This is a genomic window from Pseudomonas gingeri (assembly GCF_013385635.1).
Taxonomy (GTDB): Bacteria; Pseudomonadota; Gammaproteobacteria; order Pseudomonadales; family Pseudomonadaceae; genus Aquipseudomonas; species Aquipseudomonas gingeri_A.
In genome coordinates this window covers 68,432-87,767 of the sequence record NZ_JACAPR010000013.1, presented here as the reverse complement: position 1 = coordinate 87,767, position 19,336 = coordinate 68,432, and the positions used below count along the sequence as shown (strand labels likewise).

Annotated in this window: 14 protein-coding genes; all 14 read left to right on the top strand. The window is 63.3% G+C overall.

Going from position 1 to position 19,336, the window contains the following annotated elements:
- Positions 1-2: 2 nt before the first annotated feature.
- Positions 3-710: an energy transducer TonB gene (locus tag HX851_RS41340; protein WP_177063876.1), complete on the top strand. Its 708-nt coding sequence runs from the start codon at positions 3-5 to the stop codon at positions 708-710.
- Between the two features lie 40 nt (positions 711-750).
- Positions 751-2,475 (top strand): putative porin, encoded by a 1,725-nt coding sequence (locus HX851_RS41335; RefSeq protein WP_017128491.1) that lies wholly within the window; start codon positions 751-753, stop codon positions 2,473-2,475.
- Between the two features lie 16 nt (positions 2,476-2,491).
- The gene (locus tag HX851_RS41330; RefSeq protein WP_370590637.1) at positions 2,492-3,139 is read left to right on the top strand and encodes a DNA repair protein; all 648 of its coding nucleotides are present in this window, start codon (positions 2,492-2,494) and stop codon (positions 3,137-3,139) included.
- A gap of 17 nt (positions 3,140-3,156) precedes the next feature.
- Positions 3,157-3,645, top strand: coding sequence for a YbjN domain-containing protein (locus HX851_RS41325; RefSeq protein ID WP_177056792.1), 489 nt, complete (start codon positions 3,157-3,159; stop codon positions 3,643-3,645).
- Positions 3,642-4,595 (top strand): peptidylprolyl isomerase, encoded by a 954-nt coding sequence (locus tag HX851_RS41320; RefSeq protein WP_177063875.1) that lies wholly within the window; start codon positions 3,642-3,644, stop codon positions 4,593-4,595. The genes HX851_RS41325 and HX851_RS41320 overlap by 4 nt, the downstream gene beginning before the upstream one ends.
- A gap of 58 nt (positions 4,596-4,653) precedes the next feature.
- Entirely contained in the window at positions 4,654-5,631 is a 978-nt protein-coding gene (locus tag HX851_RS41315; RefSeq protein WP_177063874.1) for a LysR family transcriptional regulator, read from the top strand.
- 505 nt (positions 5,632-6,136) lie between these two features.
- Positions 6,137-7,069: a UDP-N-acetylglucosamine C4-epimerase PelX gene (gene pelX / locus HX851_RS41310; protein WP_177056794.1), complete on the top strand. Its 933-nt coding sequence runs from the start codon at positions 6,137-6,139 to the stop codon at positions 7,067-7,069.
- An 80-nt stretch (positions 7,070-7,149) separates the two neighbouring features.
- Positions 7,150-9,969, top strand: a complete 2,820-nt coding sequence (locus tag HX851_RS41305; RefSeq protein ID WP_177063873.1) for a bifunctional glycoside hydrolase/polysaccharide deacetylase family protein — start codon at positions 7,150-7,152, stop codon at positions 9,967-9,969.
- Positions 9,947-13,537, top strand: a complete 3,591-nt coding sequence (locus HX851_RS41300; protein WP_177063872.1) for a tetratricopeptide repeat protein — start codon at positions 9,947-9,949, stop codon at positions 13,535-13,537. Before HX851_RS41305 ends, HX851_RS41300 begins: the two co-directional genes overlap by 23 nt.
- Positions 13,538-13,565: 28 nt before the next feature.
- Positions 13,566-14,087 (top strand): penicillin-binding protein activator LpoB, encoded by a 522-nt coding sequence (locus tag HX851_RS41295; RefSeq protein WP_177056796.1) that lies wholly within the window; start codon positions 13,566-13,568, stop codon positions 14,085-14,087.
- 5 nt (positions 14,088-14,092) lie between these two features.
- Positions 14,093-15,463, top strand: a complete 1,371-nt coding sequence (locus HX851_RS41290) for a PelD GGDEF domain-containing protein (protein ID WP_177056797.1) — start codon at positions 14,093-14,095, stop codon at positions 15,461-15,463.
- Entirely contained in the window at positions 15,441-16,430 is a 990-nt protein-coding gene (locus tag HX851_RS41285) for a tetratricopeptide repeat protein (protein WP_177056798.1), read from the top strand. The genes HX851_RS41290 and HX851_RS41285 overlap by 23 nt, the downstream gene beginning before the upstream one ends.
- Entirely contained in the window at positions 16,427-17,959 is a 1,533-nt protein-coding gene (gene pelF, locus HX851_RS41280; RefSeq protein ID WP_177056799.1) for a GT4 family glycosyltransferase PelF, read from the top strand. Before HX851_RS41285 ends, pelF begins: the two co-directional genes overlap by 4 nt.
- Positions 17,960-19,330, top strand: coding sequence for an exopolysaccharide Pel transporter PelG (gene pelG / locus HX851_RS41275; protein ID WP_177056800.1), 1,371 nt, complete (start codon positions 17,960-17,962; stop codon positions 19,328-19,330).
- The last annotated feature ends 6 nt before the right edge of the window (positions 19,331-19,336 follow it).

Here is a 19,336-nt window from a genome sequence, read left to right as displayed (position 1 = left end):
CCATGACCGCCAAATTACCGATCAGCCCCGATCCCGTGAAGAAGTCGCCCTTGCGCCTGGTGAAGTGGGGCGCCGGGTTGCTGCTGGGCGCCGCCGCCGCGTGGTTCCTGTGGCAGTGGGCCCACGACATGAGCGGGGTCCGTCGCGAAGCGCCGAAGGTGCCGATGATCATCCCGTTACCGCCTCCGCCACCACCGCCGCCTCCTGAGCCGGAAAAGCCCACGGAGCCGGAGACCCCGGTGGAAGAGAAGGTGCCCGAGCCGACGCCCGAACCTGAAGAGGTCAAGCCACAGGAAGAAGCACCGCCCTCACCGGCGGACGACCTGGCCAACCCGATGCAGATCGACGGCGATGCCCAGGCCGGTGGCGATGCCTTCAACATCGGCGCGGGCAAGGGCGGTGGCATGGCCGGTGCCGGCGGTGGACGACTGGGTAACGGCACCTACAGCCAGTTCCTCGCGTACACCTTCCAGCGCGTGCTCAAGGAGAACCCTGACCTGCGCAACCTGGCGTTTTCGCTGCAGACCGATGTCTGGCTCAGCGCCGCCGGAGAAATCACCCGGGTCGAGCTGGTCAAGTCCAGTGGCGATCCGAAGCTCGATACACAGGTGCTGGCCGCCTTGCGCGCCGCCCCTCGATTAAACGAACGGCCACCGGCCTCGATGACCTTGCCGGTGCGCATTTCCCTGCAAGGCCGCCGTCCCGGCTAGCCCCATACATGTGCAGTCTTGTCTAAGGAGTTCAGTGCAAATGGTTTCCAATGTGAATCGATTGAGCCTGGCGGTCGGCCTGGTCATCGCGACCCTGGTCGGACAGGCGACGGCCCAGACCGCGCCTTCGGAGAACGCCACGATCAATCTGATCCGGCTGCTGGTGCAGCAGGGCGTGCTGAAAAAGGAGCAGGCCGACGGCCTGATCGCCCAGGCCGAGAAGGAAGCGGTCCAGGCACGCCAGGCCAACGCCGTCGCAGCCAGCGCACCGGCGGCAACGCCGGGTGAGGTGCGGGTGCAATACGTCCCGGCGATCGTCCGCGACCAGATCCGCGACCAGGTCAAGGCCGAAGTCATGGCCACCGCCAAGCAGGAGAACTGGGCGCAACCGAATACCTTCCCGGACTGGGTGTCGCGGATCAGTTTCGATGGCGATATCCGCCTGCGCGACGAGTCGCGCTATTACGCCGGTGGCAATGACAACGATGCCAACGGCAGCTCGGGCATCAACAGCAAGGAAATCATCGATTTCGCCAAGCTCAACGCCAACGGTCCCTATGACGTCAATCCACAGAGTTCCACCGGCCTGCCGCCATTGCTCAATACCCGTGAAGACCGCGAGAACCTGTTCCGGATCAGGGCCCGGCTGGGCATGAAAGCAGTGATTTCCCCGGAGTGGATGGCCGGCGTGCGGATCGGCACCGGTTCGGACAACAACCCGGTGTCCACCACCCAGACCCTGGGCGGCGGCTTTGCCAAGAAGGATATCTGGCTCGACCAGGGTTACCTGACCTGGAAGCCCTACGACTATGTGAGCATCACCGGCGGGCGGATGGCCAACCCGTTCTTCTCCACCGACATGTTGTACTCCACCGACCTGAACTTCGACGGCATCGCCGCCGTCTTCGACCGCAAGCTGAACGCCGATTGGGGCCTGTTCGGCACGGTCGGCGCGTTCCCGGTGGAATACAGCAACGATACCTTCACCAGCAATGGTTCGGACAAGCAGGCCAGCGACAACAAATGGCTGTATGGCGGCCAGATCGGCGCCAACTGGCAGTTCAGCCAGCACAACCGCCTCAAGGGCGCGTTGGCCTACTACCGTTTCGACAATATCGAGGGCAAGCGCTCCAGTCCATGTGAACCGTGGAACGGCGATCCTGGCTGCGACACCGACGGCACGCGCTCGGCGTTCATGCAGAAAGGCAACACGGTGTTCCTGCTGCGCAATATCACCCCGGACCCGACGAACCCGGCCAAGACCCCGCAACCGCAATTCGTCGGCCTGGCTTCGGAGTTCAACCTGATCGACCTGAACCTGGTGCTCGACAGCGAACTGCCGGAAGACTTCAAGCTGCGCAGCCACGTCAACTACGTGCATAACCTGGGCTACGACGAAGGCGAGATGACCAAGCGCTCCGAAGGCCAGATCGTCAACAACCTGGACAACGACGGCAAGGTGGAAAGCGGCGCCAACGCAATGATGGTGCAGTTCACTCTCGGCAACGCGCTGGAACTCAAGCGCAAGGGCGACTGGAACGTCTTCGGTGGCTACAAGTACATCCAGCCGGACGCCTTGCCGGACGGTTTCAACGATTCCTCGTTCCACCTCGGCGGCACCAACGCCAAGGGTTTCTTCCTCGGCGCCAACTACGGCCTGGACAAGAACGTGATCGCCACCGCGCGCTGGCTCAATTCGGAGACGGTGTATGGCGCGCCATTCGATATCGATGTCATGCAGCTTGAAATCAACACGCGCTTCTAAGCGCGAGGGAGGACCCATGAACATGCGAGCCCAGGTGCGCTGGTCGACGTTGTTGCTGGCGGTCGGCGTGGCACTGGCCAACGGCGCCAGCGCCGAAGGCATGGAGGAGCGCTTGCGCACCCAGTTGCGCAGCACTACCCAGCAATTGCAGGCGCTGCAAAGCGAGCAGGCCCAGGCCAGCGCGGCGCGGCTTGCCGCGGAAAACCAGGCCAAGGCGGCCCAGGCGCAGATCAAACAATTGACCGCCGAACTGGCCAAGGCCAAGGGCCTGAGTGAGCAGTTGGCCGGCCAGCAACAGGCCCTGCAGAGCCAGGCCCAGGCCTTCTCGGTAGCCGCCAACGAGCAGTTGGGCAAGTTCAAGAAAGCCTATGACGACCTGCTGGTGATGGCCAAGGCCAAGGAGGCCGAACGCGCCAAGCTGCAAGGACAACTGACCGAGCGTGACACACAAGTGCAGCAATGTTCGGCCAAGAATCAACAGATGTACGGGATCGCCAAGGAGATCCTCGCCGCCTACGAAAAAATCGACGTGGCCGAGGTGATGAAAATCCGTCAACCCTTCGCCGGCAGCGCCCGGGTCAAGTTCGAGGAAATGGCCCAGGCCTTTGGCGACGACCTCTACAAGAACCAGTTCGATGCGAGCCACGCATCGCTCAATCAATGACCAGCAAGGAAGATCCCATGAGCGAACACCTGATCGAAACCGTGAATCCGGACAGCCTGACCGAACTGCTGCAAGGCGCCGGCTATCGGGTCAACCGCACCGACCAGAACGGTATCGTGCAACTGCTCAGCGCCAGCCAGGGCATCGGTTACGCCGTGCGTTTCGGCAACCCGGCGGTACAAGAGGGCGATTATGTCGACTTCACCTACAGTTGCGCGCTGCGGGTCCAGGGCGAACTGCCGGCCGGCCTGGCGGAGTTGTGGAACGCTTCGCGGCGCTTTGCCCGCCTGTCGGTGCAGGGTGAGTTCCTGGTGATGGAAATGGACGTGGTGGTGGCTGCCGGTGTCAGCTTGAACTACCTGCGTGGCAACCTGGAACTGTGGGATCGCCTGCTGCAGGAGTTCATTGTCTACCTGCGTGAGTACAGCCAGCACGCCGCGCAATTGCAGGCGCAACCGCAAGCCCTGGCTGAACCGGCGGCACATGAGGAGGAGGCGGCCCTGTGAAAAAAAGCAACCTGTTGGCCGGCGCCGGTGCGCTGGCCGTGCTGGTCGGGGCGGTCGCCCTGGCCATGCGTCCGGGTAATGATCCGGTGGCGGCGGTGCAGCCGCCACCTTCCGTCGTGCAGCTGGCGGCGAATGACCCGGCCGTCGCCCGCCTGGGCAACCAGCAAGTGGCGCCCGAGGAACTGAAGGCGCTATTGGCGACGCTACCGGCTGAATCGCGCGAGCAATTGCGCGGTAACCGCGCAGCGCTGGAAAGCTGGATTCGCAGTCGCCTGGCGGAGAAGGCGGTGCTCGAACAGGCCGATGCCCAGGGCTGGCGCCAGCGCCCGGAGATCGAACAGCAGACCCGCGCCGCTACCGAACAGATCGTCTTGCGTAATTACCTGGCGTCGGTCAGCCAGGTACCGGCTGACTATCCGAGCGGCGAAGAACTGCAGCAGGCCTACGAGAGCGGCAAATCGGCCTGGCAAACGCCGCCCTTGTACCGGGTCAGCCAGATCTTCCTCGCGGTGCCCGATCAGCAGGCGCTGGAAAGCGTACGCAAGCAGGCAGTGGACCTGAGCCGTCGTGCCCAGGCCGCACCGGGGGAGTTTGCCGCCTTGGCGAGCCAGTATTCCCAGGACCGCGACACTGCCAAACGCGGCGGCGACTCGGGCCTGCAACCCTTGCAGCAACTGGTTCCGGAAATCCGTGGCGCGCTGTCGCGGCTGAAGGTCGGCGCGGTGGCGGACCCGGTACAGAGCGCGGCGGGGTTCCATATCGTCAAGCTCACCGAGTTGCAGCCGTCGCGCACGGCCACCCTCGACGAGTTGCGCGACCGCCTGCGTGATGCCCTGCGCAGCCAGCGTCAGGAACAGATTGCCAAGGCCTACCTGGAAGGCATGTTCAACACCGCGACCTTGAGTATCGACGGTGCGGTCCTCAACCAGGTGCTTGAAGAGAAACGCTGAACCAGAAACTGCCATTGGATGGTTGGGCGCCGTCAGGCGTCGACAGGGAGTCTGAATGATGTCATTGAACGAATCCGCCCAGCGCATGGGCTCCACGAAGTACCACGGCCCGGTTGGACCCCGCGAGCCGTGGTTGGCGCTGGCCGAACGGATCGAGGCGGAAACCGCGCGGTTCTTTCTCGCCAGCGCCCGTTGCGGCTGTTTCATGCAGGCGGCGCGCAGCCTGAATATCAAATCGACCCAATTGCGCAAGCAATTGGCGTTGCTCGAAGAACAACTCGGTCACCCGCTGTTCGTGTACCAGGGCAGCGCGCTGATCCTCAGTCGCGACGGCCAGCAATTACAGGCGCGGTTGATCGCCCTGGCCCATGAGCGGCGGTTGCCGGTCATTGAGCAACCGCGGGTGCGCCTGGCGATCGCCGAATCGATCCTGCACGACATCCTCGGCCGTGACCTGATCGGCTTGCTGCGCCGCAATGCCAGCGTGCGCCTGGAAATCATCCCGGTGGACAGTGCCTTGTCCTTGCAGGCCCTGAGCGCCGATGTGGTGGTCTGGTTGTCGGGCGTCGATTCGCCATGGCCGGGACCGAGTTTCGACATCAGCGAACCACAAGCCCTGGCGCAACTTGATTACCTGCCGCATATCGCCAAGCGCTACTCACGCGTGGCGGTGCGCCCGGACTCCCTGGACGATCTGAAAGACTACATGCTGGTGCAGTGGCAGCACGACCGCCATATCGAGGGCTTCCAGCCGTGGAACAGCCTGGTGGAGCAGCGCCTGGCCGGTGTGGTGCAAGTGCATTCCTACGAACTGATGCTGGAAATGATCCGTTGCAGCGCCTGCATCGGCTTGCTGCCGCGCTACATCACCCGCTTCGACCGCGGGCTGGCGGCGCTGCCCGGGTTGTTCGACGAAAGCATGCAACGCCGTGCCTGGCTGGCCACCCAGCGTGACGCCGGGGGCAGGGAAGAAGTGCAGATGATTGTCGAGCTGATCCTGCACACCTTCAGGGCGCGGCGGGAGTGGTTTGAATAACGGATTATCGCCTGAACTGACTTTGATCGTTCCCACGCTCCAGCGTGGGAATGCCTTTCAGGACGCTCCGCGTCCGCTCTTGTGACGCTGAGCGTCACGGGCTGCATTACCACGCGGAGCGTGGGAACGATCAGGGCGAGTCGTAGCGTTGATATTTTCCGATCCGCTGCATCCGCTTGGCCGGTTCGCTCGTATAGCTTTTTTGGGGTGGCAGGTCAAAATATTGGCTTATTCATAAAAGTCGTTCGAATATTTAAAAAGTCTCGACATATTGTTGACGGTCGCCGCGCGATATCCCACTATGACGCCGTTGGCTGCTTGATTTTATTAATGTTTTTTTGACGCCAGCGTTCTGAAGGTTCTCCATGAAAAGGCGGTACAGCCTTTAAAGCGGGTGGGGCACTACAGGGAAGGCCAGTGATTACGGCTCAGGGCCATGCCTTATTCCCCGCAAGTGCTAGCTTCATGCGCTGGGATTGCGATGTTTTTTCTTTTGGGATGATCTATGTCTGCCGAACGGATACTGGTAACTGGGGGCGCCGGCTTCATTGGTTCGCACCTCGTGGATGCACTGCTGGCCAAAGGTCATGCCGTTCGGGTACTGGACGATCTCTCCACCGGCAAGGTGAGCAACCTGCCGATGGACAATGCTTGCCTCAAGCTGGTGGTCGGCGACGTTGCCGATGCCGCCACCCTGGCTGAAGCCATGCAGGGTTGCAGTGCGGTGGTGCACCTGGCCGCCGTCGCGTCGGTGCAGGCCTCGGTCGAAGATCCGGTACGCACCCATCGGAGCAATTTCATCGGCACCCTGCGGGTGTGCGAGGCGATGATCGCCGCCGGTATCCGTCGGGTGGTATTTGCCTCCAGTGCCGCGGTGTACGGCAATAACGGGGAGGGCACCGCGATCGATGAAGACACGCCCAAAGCGCCCCTCACGCCCTATGCGGCGGATAAGCTCGCCAGCGAGTACTACCTGGATTTCTATCGCCGCCAGCACGGCCTGGAACCGGTGATCCTGCGTTTCTTCAATATCTTCGGGCCGCGCCAGGATCCGTCCTCGCCGTACTCCGGGGTGATCAGCATTTTCAGCGAACGGGCGAAGACCGGACAACCGATCACGGTGTTCGGTGATGGCGGGCAAACCCGCGATTTCGTCTATGTCGAAGACCTGGTGAAGATCCTCGTCCAGGGCCTTGAGCGCCCACAAGCCACTCCGGATGCCACCAATGTCGGGCTCAGTGGGGTAACCACCCTCAATGACCTGATTGCCGCCCTCGGGCAGATCGGCGGCCAGCCGCTGAACGTGAGCCATGCTCCGGCCCGCTCCGGGGACATCCGCCACTCCAAGGCCGACAACCGCCGCCTGCGCGAGCGTTTCGACCTGGGCACGCCGACCGTCATGACCGAAGGCCTGGCACGACTTTACCGCAGTCTCTAGTTCCATCGCCTTGCAGGCACTCCGTGCGCGGGGTGTCGGTAGTCTGATGTTGTGCGGATTGATCTACTGAAGAGTAAGTTATGGAAATCGAGTTTCGCAGGGCGCGTGTCTGCCGTGTCTGTAAAGTGGTACGGCGTCTGTTCACCGCGTTGGCATTGTGTGCGACCCATTCGGTCGTGCAGGCCGCGCCGGCGGCCCCTGCCAGCGTCGGGTTCTGGTACGCCGAGCGGCCACCGCTGGAGGAACTGGCGCAGTTCGAATGGAGCGTGGTCGAACCCGGTCATATGACCCGCGCCGATGTCGCCACCTTGCGCAAACTCGGCAGCCAGCCGTTCGCCTACCTGTCGGTGGGCGAATTCGACGGCGACCGTGCCGCCCTGGACAAGGAAGCCCTGAGCCAGGGTGCGAGCACCATCCGCAACAAGGCCTGGGACAGCCAGGTCATGGACATTGCCACGCCGGCCTGGCGCGAGCACCTGTTCAAACGCGCCAAGGCATTGCAGGAGCAGGGCTATGCCGGTCTGTTCCTCGATACCCTCGACAGTTTTCAACTGCTCCCTGAAGCCAATCGTGAACCACAACGCCAGGCACTGGCCTCCTTCCTGCGTGAACTGCACAGTCGTCAGCCAACCCTGAAGCTGTTCTTCAACCGTGGCTTCGAAGTGCTGGGCGAACTCGATGGCGTGGCCTCGGCCGTGGCCGTCGAATCGATCCATGCCGGTTGGGATGCCTCGGCCAAGCGCTATCGGCCGGTGTCGGAGTCTGACCGCAACTGGCTGGAAGGTGAACTCAAGCCGCTGCGGGCAAAGAATATTCCGCTGGTGGCCATCGATTACCTGCCGCCGAACCGTCGTGAAGAGGCGCGCAAGCTGGTCCGCCAGTTGAGCCAGGAAGGCTTTGTCCCGGTGGTCACTACTCCGGATCTCAATGCCCTGAGCATGAGCGCCGTGGAAGTGCAGCCGCGCCGCATCGCCATGCTTTATGACCCCCGTGAAGGTGAACTCTACGACCACGCCGGGCACCGGATGCTCGGTGGCCTGCTGGAATACCTCGGTTATCGGGTGGATTACCTGCCGGTGGACGACAGCCTGCCGTCCCATGGTTTTGCCGGCCTGTACGCCGGGGTGGTGATATGGATGACCAGTGGCCCGCCCCAGGACAGCCGTGCCTTTTACAGCTGGATAGGCAAACGCCTGGACGAGCAGGTGCCGCTGGCGATCATGGCCGGCCTGCCGATCGAGGATCGCGCATTGCTCAAGCGCCTGGGCCTGAACCTGGCTGCGCCGGGGGCTCGCGATGGGCTGCATGTGCTGAGCCAGGACAAGGCGTTGATCGGTGCCTTTGAAGCACCGGTGGTGGCGCGTAGCCGTGAACTGACCCGGGTCACGCTGCTGCCCGACGGGCCCAAACCGGCCCTGCTGCTGGGTGACGACAAGGGCGGCAAGTTCGCCCCGGTGGTCACCGCAAACTGGGGCGGCATGGCACTGGCCCCTTATGTGGTGGAAGCCAACGTCGAACGTACCCGCTGGATTCTCGATCCGTTCGCCTTTGTCCAGAAAGCCCTGCGCCTGCCGGTCCAGCCGCGCCCGGACACCACCACCGAGAACGGCCGGCGGATTGCCACGGTGCATATCGATGGCGACGGCTTCCCGTCCCACGCCGAAGTGCGCGGCACACCGTATTCCGGGCGCCAGGTGCTGGATGACTACATTCGTCCCAATCCGTTCCTGACGTCGGTGTCGATCATCGAAGGCGAGGTCGGGCCCAAGGGCATGTCGCCGTTCCTCGCCAAAGAGTTGGAGCCGATCGCCCAGGAGATCTTTGCCGATCCCAAGGTCGAGGTCGCCAGCCACACCTACAGCCATCCGTTCTACATGCAGCCCGACAAGGCCAGGCAGGACGAGGACTTCCATGCCGAATACGGCCTGCGCCTGAATATCCCGGGTTACAAGACCCTCGATTACAAGCGCGAGATCTTCGGCTCGCGGGACTACATCAACAGTCGCCTGACCACCGCGAAGAAGCCGGTGAAGATGATCTTCTGGCCGGGCGACGCGTTGCCGAGCGCCGAGACCATCAAGATGGCCTATGACGCCGGGCTGAAAAACGTCAACGGCGGGCAGACGATCCTGACCAAGGCCAATCCGTCACTGACCGGCCTCTATCCGTTGCTGCGTCCCACCGAAGGCGGCCTGCAGTACTACGCGCCGGTGATCAACGAGAACATGTACACCAACCTGTGGAAGGGCCCGTACTACGGTTTCCGCGATGTGATCGACACCTTCGAGCTGACCGACAGTCCACGGCGCCTGCGCGGTATCCATCTGTACTATCACTTCTATTCGGGCACCAAGCAGGCCTCGATCAAGGCCATGACCGATATCTACCAGTTCATGCGCGGCCAGCAACCGCTGTCGTTGTGGATGAGCGATTACCTGGATCGGGTCCACGGCCTGTACCAGGCCAGCCTGGCCCGCACGGCCAACGGTGACTGGCAGGTTCGCGGCATGGATGGCCTGCGCACCCTGCGCCTGGATCCGGCGCTGGGCTGGCCGGATCTCGCTCGTTCCCAGGGCGTGGCCGGTGTCCGCGATCTGCCCCAGGGCCGTTATGTGGCACTGAGCAGCGATCACGCACTGTTGGCCCTGCGACCCGAGCGTGACCCACGCCCGGCGCTGGAGCTGGCGAATATTCCCTTGCGGGACTGGCGTTATGTGAATGACCGACAGGTGACGTTCTCCTTCGCCGGCGAATTCAACCTGGAGTTTTCGGTGCGCTCGGCCAGTGCCTGTCGGGTCGAGGTCCAGGGCCAGCGTTACGCCGGCAAGTCCGAACAGGGCCTGTGGCTTTTCCAACTTCCAATGAAGCAGGTGAGTGATGCCCAACTCCTCTGCAACTAAGACCAAAAGCGCGCGGCTGCTCAATCCCTGGGCGCTGCTGCTGGTGGCGATCGCTGTCGGCGTATTGCTGTGGGCGACCTTTCGCAACGAGGACGCGTTCCGTCCCAAGGGCGGTCAGCCGGACGAGGTCTCGGCCAGCTATGCCGAGGTGCTGCTGGCGGCGCATCCGCAAAACAGCGAACTGCGCACCCAATTGCTCGACCTGCTGATCCAGCTGGGTGATTACCCGCGCGCGGAAAAGCACCTGGCCGACTGGCCGCAGGCCGATCCGACGCTGAAGAACTATTACCGCTTGCAGCTCGATGCCCTGGCCTTGAACAACAGCACTGACAGCGTCGCCTTGCAGGCCCTGGCCGCGCGCTTCAAGGCTTTTGACTACAAGCAGTTGCCGACAGCGCAGCTCGAACGCCTTCCCGCGTTGGCCCTGAGCGCCCAGGCCCCGGGCCTGGCGGCCGATGCCTATGCCGAACTGGCTCGTCGTGATCCCAAGCAGCGCGACCGGTGGCTGGCCGAAGCAGCGAAGTGGTACCTGGCCAGCGAACAGCCCGGCCGGGCTGCCGATATCTATGTGCAACTGCTCGAAGGCAGCCAGAAGCCTGAAGAGCGCCGACAGCTTCTCGAAGAAGCCTTCAAGGGCCTGGTGGCGGCGGACCGTGGCGATCAGGCCGCCGAGCTGCTGGCCAAGGAACTGACCACGCAGCCAGAGAGCGAATTCAATCCGACCCTGCTTGACCAGGGTGTCGATGTAGCCGTAGCGCATAACCGCGTTGACCTGGCCGAGCAGTTCTTCAGCGCCTGGCGCAAGTTGCAGCCCGACAGCCCGGAAGTCCTGGCCAAGGAGTTCAAGCAGCGTTTGGCGTTCGGTGATCTCGAGGGCGCCCACACGGTAGGCCTGCAACTGCTCGAACAGCGTCCGCAAGACCCGTTGCTGCTGGAGCAGATGGCGCATATCGCCGAATGGCAGGGGGACTCGGCGTCGGCGCTGGGTTACTGGATCGACCTGAGCAAGCTGCGCGACAACCCGGCCGAGTTCGAGCACACCTGGCGCCTGGCGATGCAGACCTACGACTTCGACCGGGGCATCCCGGTGCTGGCGGGGATCATGCACAAGCGCGCGCTGACCGACGTAGAGCTCGATGCCCTGGTGTACGCCGAAGAGTCGCGCGGCACCCCCGAACAGGCCGAGAAGTGGTTGCGCAGCTATGTGACCCGGTACCCGAAACACCGACTGGCCTGGGTCCGTCTGTTGCAGAACCTGGAAAACACCGAGCAGTACCAGGCACGCCTGGACGTCTGGAAGAACTTTGCCAAGCGTTACCCGCTGAGCAGTACCGAGCGGGTGGACTGGGCCAACAACTACCTCAAGCTGTTTGACAGCCAGTCGGCCTGGCAGGTGATCACGGCGGTCGACGGCAACAGGATCGACGATATCAATTACTGGCAGTCCCGTGCCGCACTGGCCTGGGACCTGGAGAAGGACGAGGAACTGCGGGTCGCCCTGGAAAAAATGCTGGTCATCAAGGGCTCGCTCAATCTCGGCGACGAGAGCGAGCTGATTGCCCTCTATCGCAGCCGCGATCCACGCAAGGCCTTGCAGTTGACCGTCGATAGCTGGCGCCAGGGCCACAACCCGCAGCGTCTGGTGGCCGCCTTGCAACTGGCCCAGGAACTCCAGGACTGGCCATTGGTGATCGACCTGCTCAAGGAAGCCGAGGAGTACCCGGATGCTTCCGAGCGCTCCCAGGTGCTGGCGGCCCGTGGCGCGCTGGCGGTGCAGCAGGGACAGACCGACGAGGCGCTGCGCCTGTATCGCCTGGGGCTGAGCCGTTTCCCGGATGACAATACGTTCCGCGAACGCCTGATGTGGCTGTATGTCGACCTCGGTCGCACCGCTGAGATCAAGCCGTTGCTGCAACAATGGCGGGCCCTGGCACGCAGTGACAGCACCCTGTGGCTGCCGTTTGCCGCCGCCAGTCAACTGGTCGGGCGCAACACCGAGGCCCTGGCCTGGTATCGCCTGTACCTGCAAGCCAACCCTGGCGACTGGATGGTCCAGGCCGCCTACGCCGATGCCCTGGAAGGCGCCGGCTACGCCGATTCGGCCCAGCGTCTGCGGCTCAAGCTCAACCGCGAGGTGACCCCGGAACTGATTCGCGCCACGCCGCAGGGTTACTCGACCTGGCTGCGCCTGCTGGCCAGCAGTTATTCGTCGCGCAAGGCGCAGAACAAGGCGATGCAGTGGCTGGACGGTTCCAAGCCGATGCTGCAACTGTGGTTCGATCAGTTGCTGGCGCGCCTGGATGACATCAACCAGTCGGCGCAGAAAGATGACTGGCTGGCCTGGGCTCGCAGTCGTGGCCTGAAGATCAGCGGCTACGAGCAGATCCAGGAAGCCTTGCGCGGCAGCAACCGCCAGGCCCTCGAACGCCTGGTGGCCAGCGGCGACCTGGATCCGGCACAGCAGGTCGAGGCTCTGAACAGTCTCGGCCGCGGCGGCGAAGCGCTGGCCGTCGACCTGTCGGCCCTGGGCGACGAACAGCCGCCGGCGATCCGCGAGCAATTGCGCCGCCAGGCCATCGAGATGACCGAGCGGACCCCGCAGGGCATGCTGTTTTCCTGGCAGCGACAGGACTATGGTGGATTGGTGTTCAACGGTCCACGCCTGACCACCGCGCGTAACCTGGATGACAACTGGTACGCCAAGCTGGTGCTGGAGCAGGGCCAATACAGTGGCGATACCGTGGACTCATCGCGCCTGGGCAGCGAGACCAATACCGAGTTGACCTTGCAGCGGCAACTGGAGAACGGCAACTACAAGCTGATCTTCGACAGCAGCCTGCGCAAGGACGATGATCGCAACGGCCTCGGGGTCAGCCGCACCTGGCAGGTGGACAGCGGCAACGAGCTGGATGTCGGCGCCGACTGGCACCGCAAGAACGAAGACACCGGGCTGATGCGCGCCTTCGGCCGCCAGGACGATGTCTGGGTGGGCGGACGCCATCGCTACTCGGCCCGCGACCAACTGTCGTGGAACCTGGCCCAGCGTTCGTTCTCGACCCGTGGCGGCGATGACCTGGGCAACGGCCAGGCGCTGAAGATCGAGTTCGACCATACCTTGCAGTTCGAAGGGCCGAACTGGGAACTGCGCAGCGGTATCGACTATCAGCACAACAGCCTGAACAACCGTTCGTTGCCCAACCTGGCGAGCACCCAGGGCGGTGCGCTGGACCTGGTCGGACTCGAACTGGACGACCCGAGCGAGATCACCAGCCAGACCCTGCTGCAGAAACGCTACGGCCAGTTGTTCTTCGGCAGTTCGTGGCGGCGCGGTTTCCCGGGCGCACTGAACCGCACACGCGGGCAGTACACCTGGCTGGTGGATGTCAGTTCGGGCTGGCAGTGGACCGACAACACCATCAACTATGCAATCAGTACCGGTATCGGCACCGAAGTGCTGGGGGATGACGAATTGGCAGTGACCTTCGGCTACCAGTCGGCGCCGGAAGGCGGCACGGGCAAGTCCGGCGGTACCGCAGGTGTCAGTTACAGCGTGCGTTTCGGACGCTGATCATGGAATTCAAAGAGGAGTTAACCTTATGCAATCCATTCGTTGCGTGAGTCTGGCAATGGCCGCCGTGCTGATGGCCGGCTGCAGCAGCTTTACCAGCCAGAGCAGCCCCGAGTTGTCCAGCAAGGCCCGTTGGGGCGTGTTGCCGCTGGTCAACTATTCGCAGACGCCCCAGGCCGGCGAGCGCAGTGAGCAGATCCTGCTCAGCGTGCTGAGCAGCCGTGGCCTGCAACCGCAGGTCTATGCCGGCGCGCCGGGGCAGGGTGAACAGGCCCTGCTCGACGATAACGAGCGCCTGGCCGGGGCGATGGACTGGGCCCGTGAGCAGAAGCTCGACTACGTGGTGTCCGGCAGCGTCGAGGAGTGGCAATACAAGAACGGCCTGGATGGCGAGCCGGCGGTGGGCATCAGCCTGCGGGTGGTCGAGGCCGGCACCGGCAAGGTGCTCTGGAGCAACAGCGGCGCCCGTGCCGGCTGGTCCCGTGAAAGCCTGGCCGGTGCGGCCCAGAAGGTCCTCGACAAGCTTGTCGGCGGCCTGCGGATCGAGTGACTGCGATGAACTCTCCCCACATGGACTACGTGCTGGCGCCGCGCGCCAGCGGTCCGGCGTCATGGCTGGAAACCTTCCTGGTGACCGCGCTGGTCATCGGCTTCGGTCTCTGGCTGACGCCGGAAGACCCGTTGCAGGTACAGGCCGAGTTCCCCTGGTCGGTGCTGGCGCCGCTGTTGCTGGGTGTGCGCTACGGTTTTGTCCGTGGCCTGATCAGCGCCAGCTTGCTGGTGGCGGCGTTCTTCGTCCTGCGCCAGTCGGGATTGGCCGGTTATGCGCAGATCGCTCCGTCCTACATTGTCGGCGTGCTGGTCTGCGGCATGCTCGTCGGCGAAGTGCGTGACCTGTGGGAGCGGCGGTTGTTGCGCTTGCAGATGGCCAACGAGTACCGCCAGTACCGGCTCGATGACTTCACCCGCGCGCACCAGATCCTGCGGGTATCCCACGATCGTCTGGAGCAGCGCCTGGCCGGCAGCGACCAGAGCCTGCGCAGCTCGTTGCTGGGCCTGCGTGATCGCCTGCGCGCGGCGCCCAATGGCGATGATTCGCTGACCTTGCTGGCCGAGCCGGTGTTGACCCTGCTCGGCCAGTACGGCTCGCTGCGGGTAGCCGGCTTGTACCGGGTGGAGCAGGCGCGCGGCACGGTGCCGACGCTGACCCTGCTGGCAGCCACCGGGACCATGGGCCCGCTGGACAACAAGGACCTGTTGGTCAGCTTGTGTCTGGAACGCGAAGAGCTGGTGAGTGTGCGTGAGGAGCTGATCGATGCCGGCGGACAGGCCGCGGTGTCGTCGTTGCAGGCCTGTATCCCGCTGGTGGACACCCACGGCCGGATGCTGGCGATTCTCGCGGTACGGCAGATGCCGTTCTTCGCCTTCCAGGAGCGTACCCTCAGCCTGTTGGCCTTGCTCGCCGGGCATATCGCCGACCTGCTGCATCACGATCCGCAGGTCCTGCAACTGGAGAGCACCGACGCCCAGCACTTCACCCGCCAGCTCAAGCGCTCGCTGGTGGACGTCGAGCGGCATGGCTTGTCCGGCTGTCTCTATGCGTTCGAGCTGACCCAGTCCAACGATGAACTGGCGCGGTTGTTCGAACGCAGCCAGCGTGGTCTCGACCTGCATCTGACCCTGGTCAACGAGCGTGGACATGCGCTGTTGCTGGTGCTGTTGCCGCTGACCAGCGCCGAGGGCGCCGAAGGCTATATGGCACGCCTGGGCAAGCTGATCCACGAACACTTCGGCATGACCGTCGACCTGGCCGGCCTGGGGGTGAACGTGCTGCCTTACGATCTGGAGTCGGCCCGGCAACGGGACGGCCTGCGCAACTTCCTGCATAACGAGTGTGGCCTGAATGTTCAGCAAGTGGCTGTTTAGCGGGGCGCTGTTTTTCGAGGCGGGGAGTTGGGCCAGTCTGACGGCACAGCTGCCCGACCTGCAGATCGCGCTCCTGTACGCAATGACCCACGGCATCGCCTGCGGCCTGCTGGCGGCGGCCGTGTGGCTGTTGCTGCCGGCGCGTTATCGCCGACCATTGCCGTGGAGCCCGCTGTTCATTTTCAGCCTGGCGTTTTTTGTGCCGTTGATCGGTGCTGTCGGGGTGATCGCGGCGATCTTTCCGGCCTTGTACCTGCCACGCAAGCGCGAAACGCAGATGTGGCAGGCGGTGGGTATTCCCGAACTGCCGTTTCGCGCGCAGACCCAGTTGCACTCGCCGACCTTCGGTGACAGCGGCCTGCAGGATGTATTGCGCCACGCCCCCGATCCGGACCAGCGCCTGGCGGCCCTGCTCGCCACCCGACGCATGCCGGGCAAGGAAGCAGTGCCGATTCTCAAGCTGGCCCTGGGCGATCCGAGCGACGATGTGCGCCTGCTGGCGTACTCGATGCTCGACAAGCAGGAAAGCGATATCAACCAGCGCATCCAGATGTCCCTCGAACAGTTGTCCGGTGCCTCGGCGCAGAAGGCGGGCGCCTTGCACGGTACATTGGCCCGCTGGTACTGGGAGCTGGCCTACCTGGGCCTGGCCCAGGGCAGCGTCCAGCAGCACGTGCTCGGCCAGGCCGGGGAACATGCGGAACTGGCGCTGAAAGCCGGCGAGGGCGGTGAACTGCTGTTGCTGGCCGGACGTATCGCGCTGGAGCGTGGCGATATCGGCAAGGCGCGGCTGCATATGCACCAGGCCCAGGAAGCGGGCATGGACCCGGCCAAGGTCATCCCGTTCCGTGCCGAGATCGCCTTTGAAACCGGGCGCTATGCCGAGATTCCCGCGCTGCTGAAAAGCCTGCCGCCGGAGATGCAACAACGTCCGCCCTTTGCCGGGCTGGTAAGGACCTGGACATGAAAAAGCCCATCGATCCGACCCCCATGGCCGATGTCTGCCTGTTGCTCGAAGGCACCTGGCCCTACGTGCGTGGCGGTGTGTCCGGTTGGATTCACCAGATGATCCTCGGGCTGCCGCAACTGACCTTTTCCGTGCTGTTCATCGGTGGTCAGCGGGAAGCCTACGGGCAGCGCCGCTACGAGATTCCAGCGAACGTGGTGCATATCGAAGAGGTGTACCTGGAGGAAGCCTGGCGCAATCCCAAGCACAAGCGTGTCGCCCATACGGCCTCCCTCGAAGAGTTGAGCAATCTCTACCGTTACCTGCACAACCCGGAGAAGCCCGCCGCCGAGCTGGGCTTTGGCGTGCTCGACTCGCTGGCCCAGGGGCGGATCACCCTGGACGATGTGCTCTACAGCCGTCCCAGTTGGGAAGCGCTGACCGAAGGCTACGAGCAACATTGTGCCGATCCGTCCTTCGTCAACTATTTCTGGACCCTGCGCACCATGCAGTCGCCGTTGCTGATGCTGGCCGACGCGGCCCGGCGGATGCCGCGGGCGCGGGTCCTGCATTCGATTTCCACCGGCTATGCCGGACTGGTGGGCTGCATCCTCAAGCAGTTGTGGGGCTGCCAGTTCCTGCTCAGCGAACATGGCATCTACACCAAGGAGCGCAAGATCGACCTGGCCCAGGCCAGTTGGATCGCCGAAAGCAGCAACCAGGCGCTCAACGACAGCATGGACTCGGGCTCCGGCTATATCCGCATGCTCTGGGTGCGCTTCTTCGAACGCATCGGCCATCTGGTGTACGAGAGTGCCGACCAGATCATTGCCTTGTACGACGGCAACCGCCAGCGGCAGATCAAGGACGGTGCGCCGGTCGCACGCACCCAGGTGATTCCCAACGGGATCAACCTGGAGCTCTGGACCCAGGCCCTCAACGCTCGCGCCGAAGGCATCGCGCCGGTGGTCGGGCTGATCGGTCGCGTGGTGCCGATCAAGGATGTGAAAACCTTCCTGCGGGCCATGCGCGGGGTGGTCAGTGTCATGCCCCAGGTTGAAGGCTGGATCGTCGGACCGGAAGAGGAAGACCCCGAGTACGTTGCCGAGTGCCGCAGTCTGGTGGCGAGCCTGGGGTTGGAGAAAAAGGTCTTGTTCCTCGGTTTCCAGAAGATCCAGGAGATCCTGCCGCAACTGGGCCTGATGGTGTTGACCTCCATCAGCGAGGCTCAGCCCCTGGTGATTCTCGAAGCCTGGGCCGCCGGCACCCCGGTGGTCAGCAGCGACGTCGGTTCCTGCCGCGAACTGATCGAGGGCGGCGAAGCGGCCGACCGCGATCTCGGCCTGGCCGGGGAGGTGGTGGCGATTGCCGATCCGCAGGCCACGTCGCAGGCGATCATCGACCTGCTGCGCAGCCCCGAGCGCTGGAAGTCCGCCCAGGCGGCGGGCTTGCTGCGGGTTCACCGTTATTACAGCGAGACCTTGATGATCGACCGTTATCGCACGCTTTATCAGGCGGCCATGGGCACCGCACAAAGGGAGATCGGGTAAATGGCCGGCATCGGTTTCGAACTGCGCAAGATTCTCTCGCGCGACTCCTACACGTCGACACTGCACGCCTATGTCTATGCCGGCCTGATCAGTTCCGGGCCCTGGGTCCTGTCGATCCTCAGTGTGATGCTGGTGGGTATCATCAGTCTTGGCCTGGTGGTCCCGGAAGTCCTGATCCGCCAGTTCCTGATCACTGTGACCTACCTGATGGCGACATCGCTGATCCTCACCGGCGGCTTGCAGCTGTTTTTCACCCGCTTCGTCTCCGACCGCCTGTTCGAACGCAAGTACGAACAGATCCTGCCGAACCTGGTGGGGGTGTTGCTGCTGGTGACCCTGGGCTCCGGGTTGCTGGGCATCGTCCTGCTGACCACGCTGTTCGACCAGCCGCTGATCTACCGGCTGCTGACCCTGGCCAATTTCGTGGTGCTCTGCAACCTCTGGCTGGTGATCATCTTCCTCTCCGGGATGAAGGCCTATAACCGTATCCTGCTGGTGATGCTGGTGGGGTATGCGCTGATGGTCGGCAGTGCATTCTTCCTGCGCTACATGGGCATGGAAGGACTGTTGCTGGCGTTGTTGCTGGGCCATAGCACGCTGCTGTTCCTGTTTCTCTACGATATCCTGCGCGAATACCGCGCCGAGAAACTGGTCGCCTTCGACTTCCTGGATCGGCGCCAGGTGTTTGTCAGCCTGCTGCTCACCGGGCTCTGCTACAACCTGGGAATCTGGATCGACAAGTTCATCTTCTGGTTCAACCCGCAAACCTCGAGCCAGGTGATCGGGCCGATGCGTGCCTCGATTCTCTATGACTTGCCGATCTTTCTCGCCTACCTGGCGATCATTCCCGGCATGGCGGTGTTCCTGGTTCGGATCGAAACCGACTTTGCCGAGTGGTATGACCGGCTGTTCCGTGCGGTTCGCGATGGCGAGACCTTGCAGCATATCGGCTCGCTGAAGGCCGAGATGACCTTCTCGATTCGCCAGGGCCTGCTGGAAATCTGCAAGGTCCAGGGGCTGACGGTGGTCCTGTTGTTCCTCTTCGGCCCGCGTCTGCTGGAGTGGCTGGGAATGTCCAGCTACTACCTGCCGCTGTTCTATATCGACCTGATCGGGGTGAGCATCCAGGTGGTGTTCATGGCGATCCTCAACGTGTTTTTCTACCTCGACAAACGGGCGATCGTGCTGGAGCTGTGCCTGTTGTTCGTGGTGCTCAACGCGGCGTTGACCGTGCTCAGCCTGTACCTTGGCCCGAGCTTCTTCGGCTACGGCTTCACCTTTTCGCTGTTGGTCTGTGTGTTGCTGGGGCTGGCGCGCTTGTCGACGGCACTGGATGACCTGGAATACGAGACTTTCATGCTGTCACGCTGATTGTTC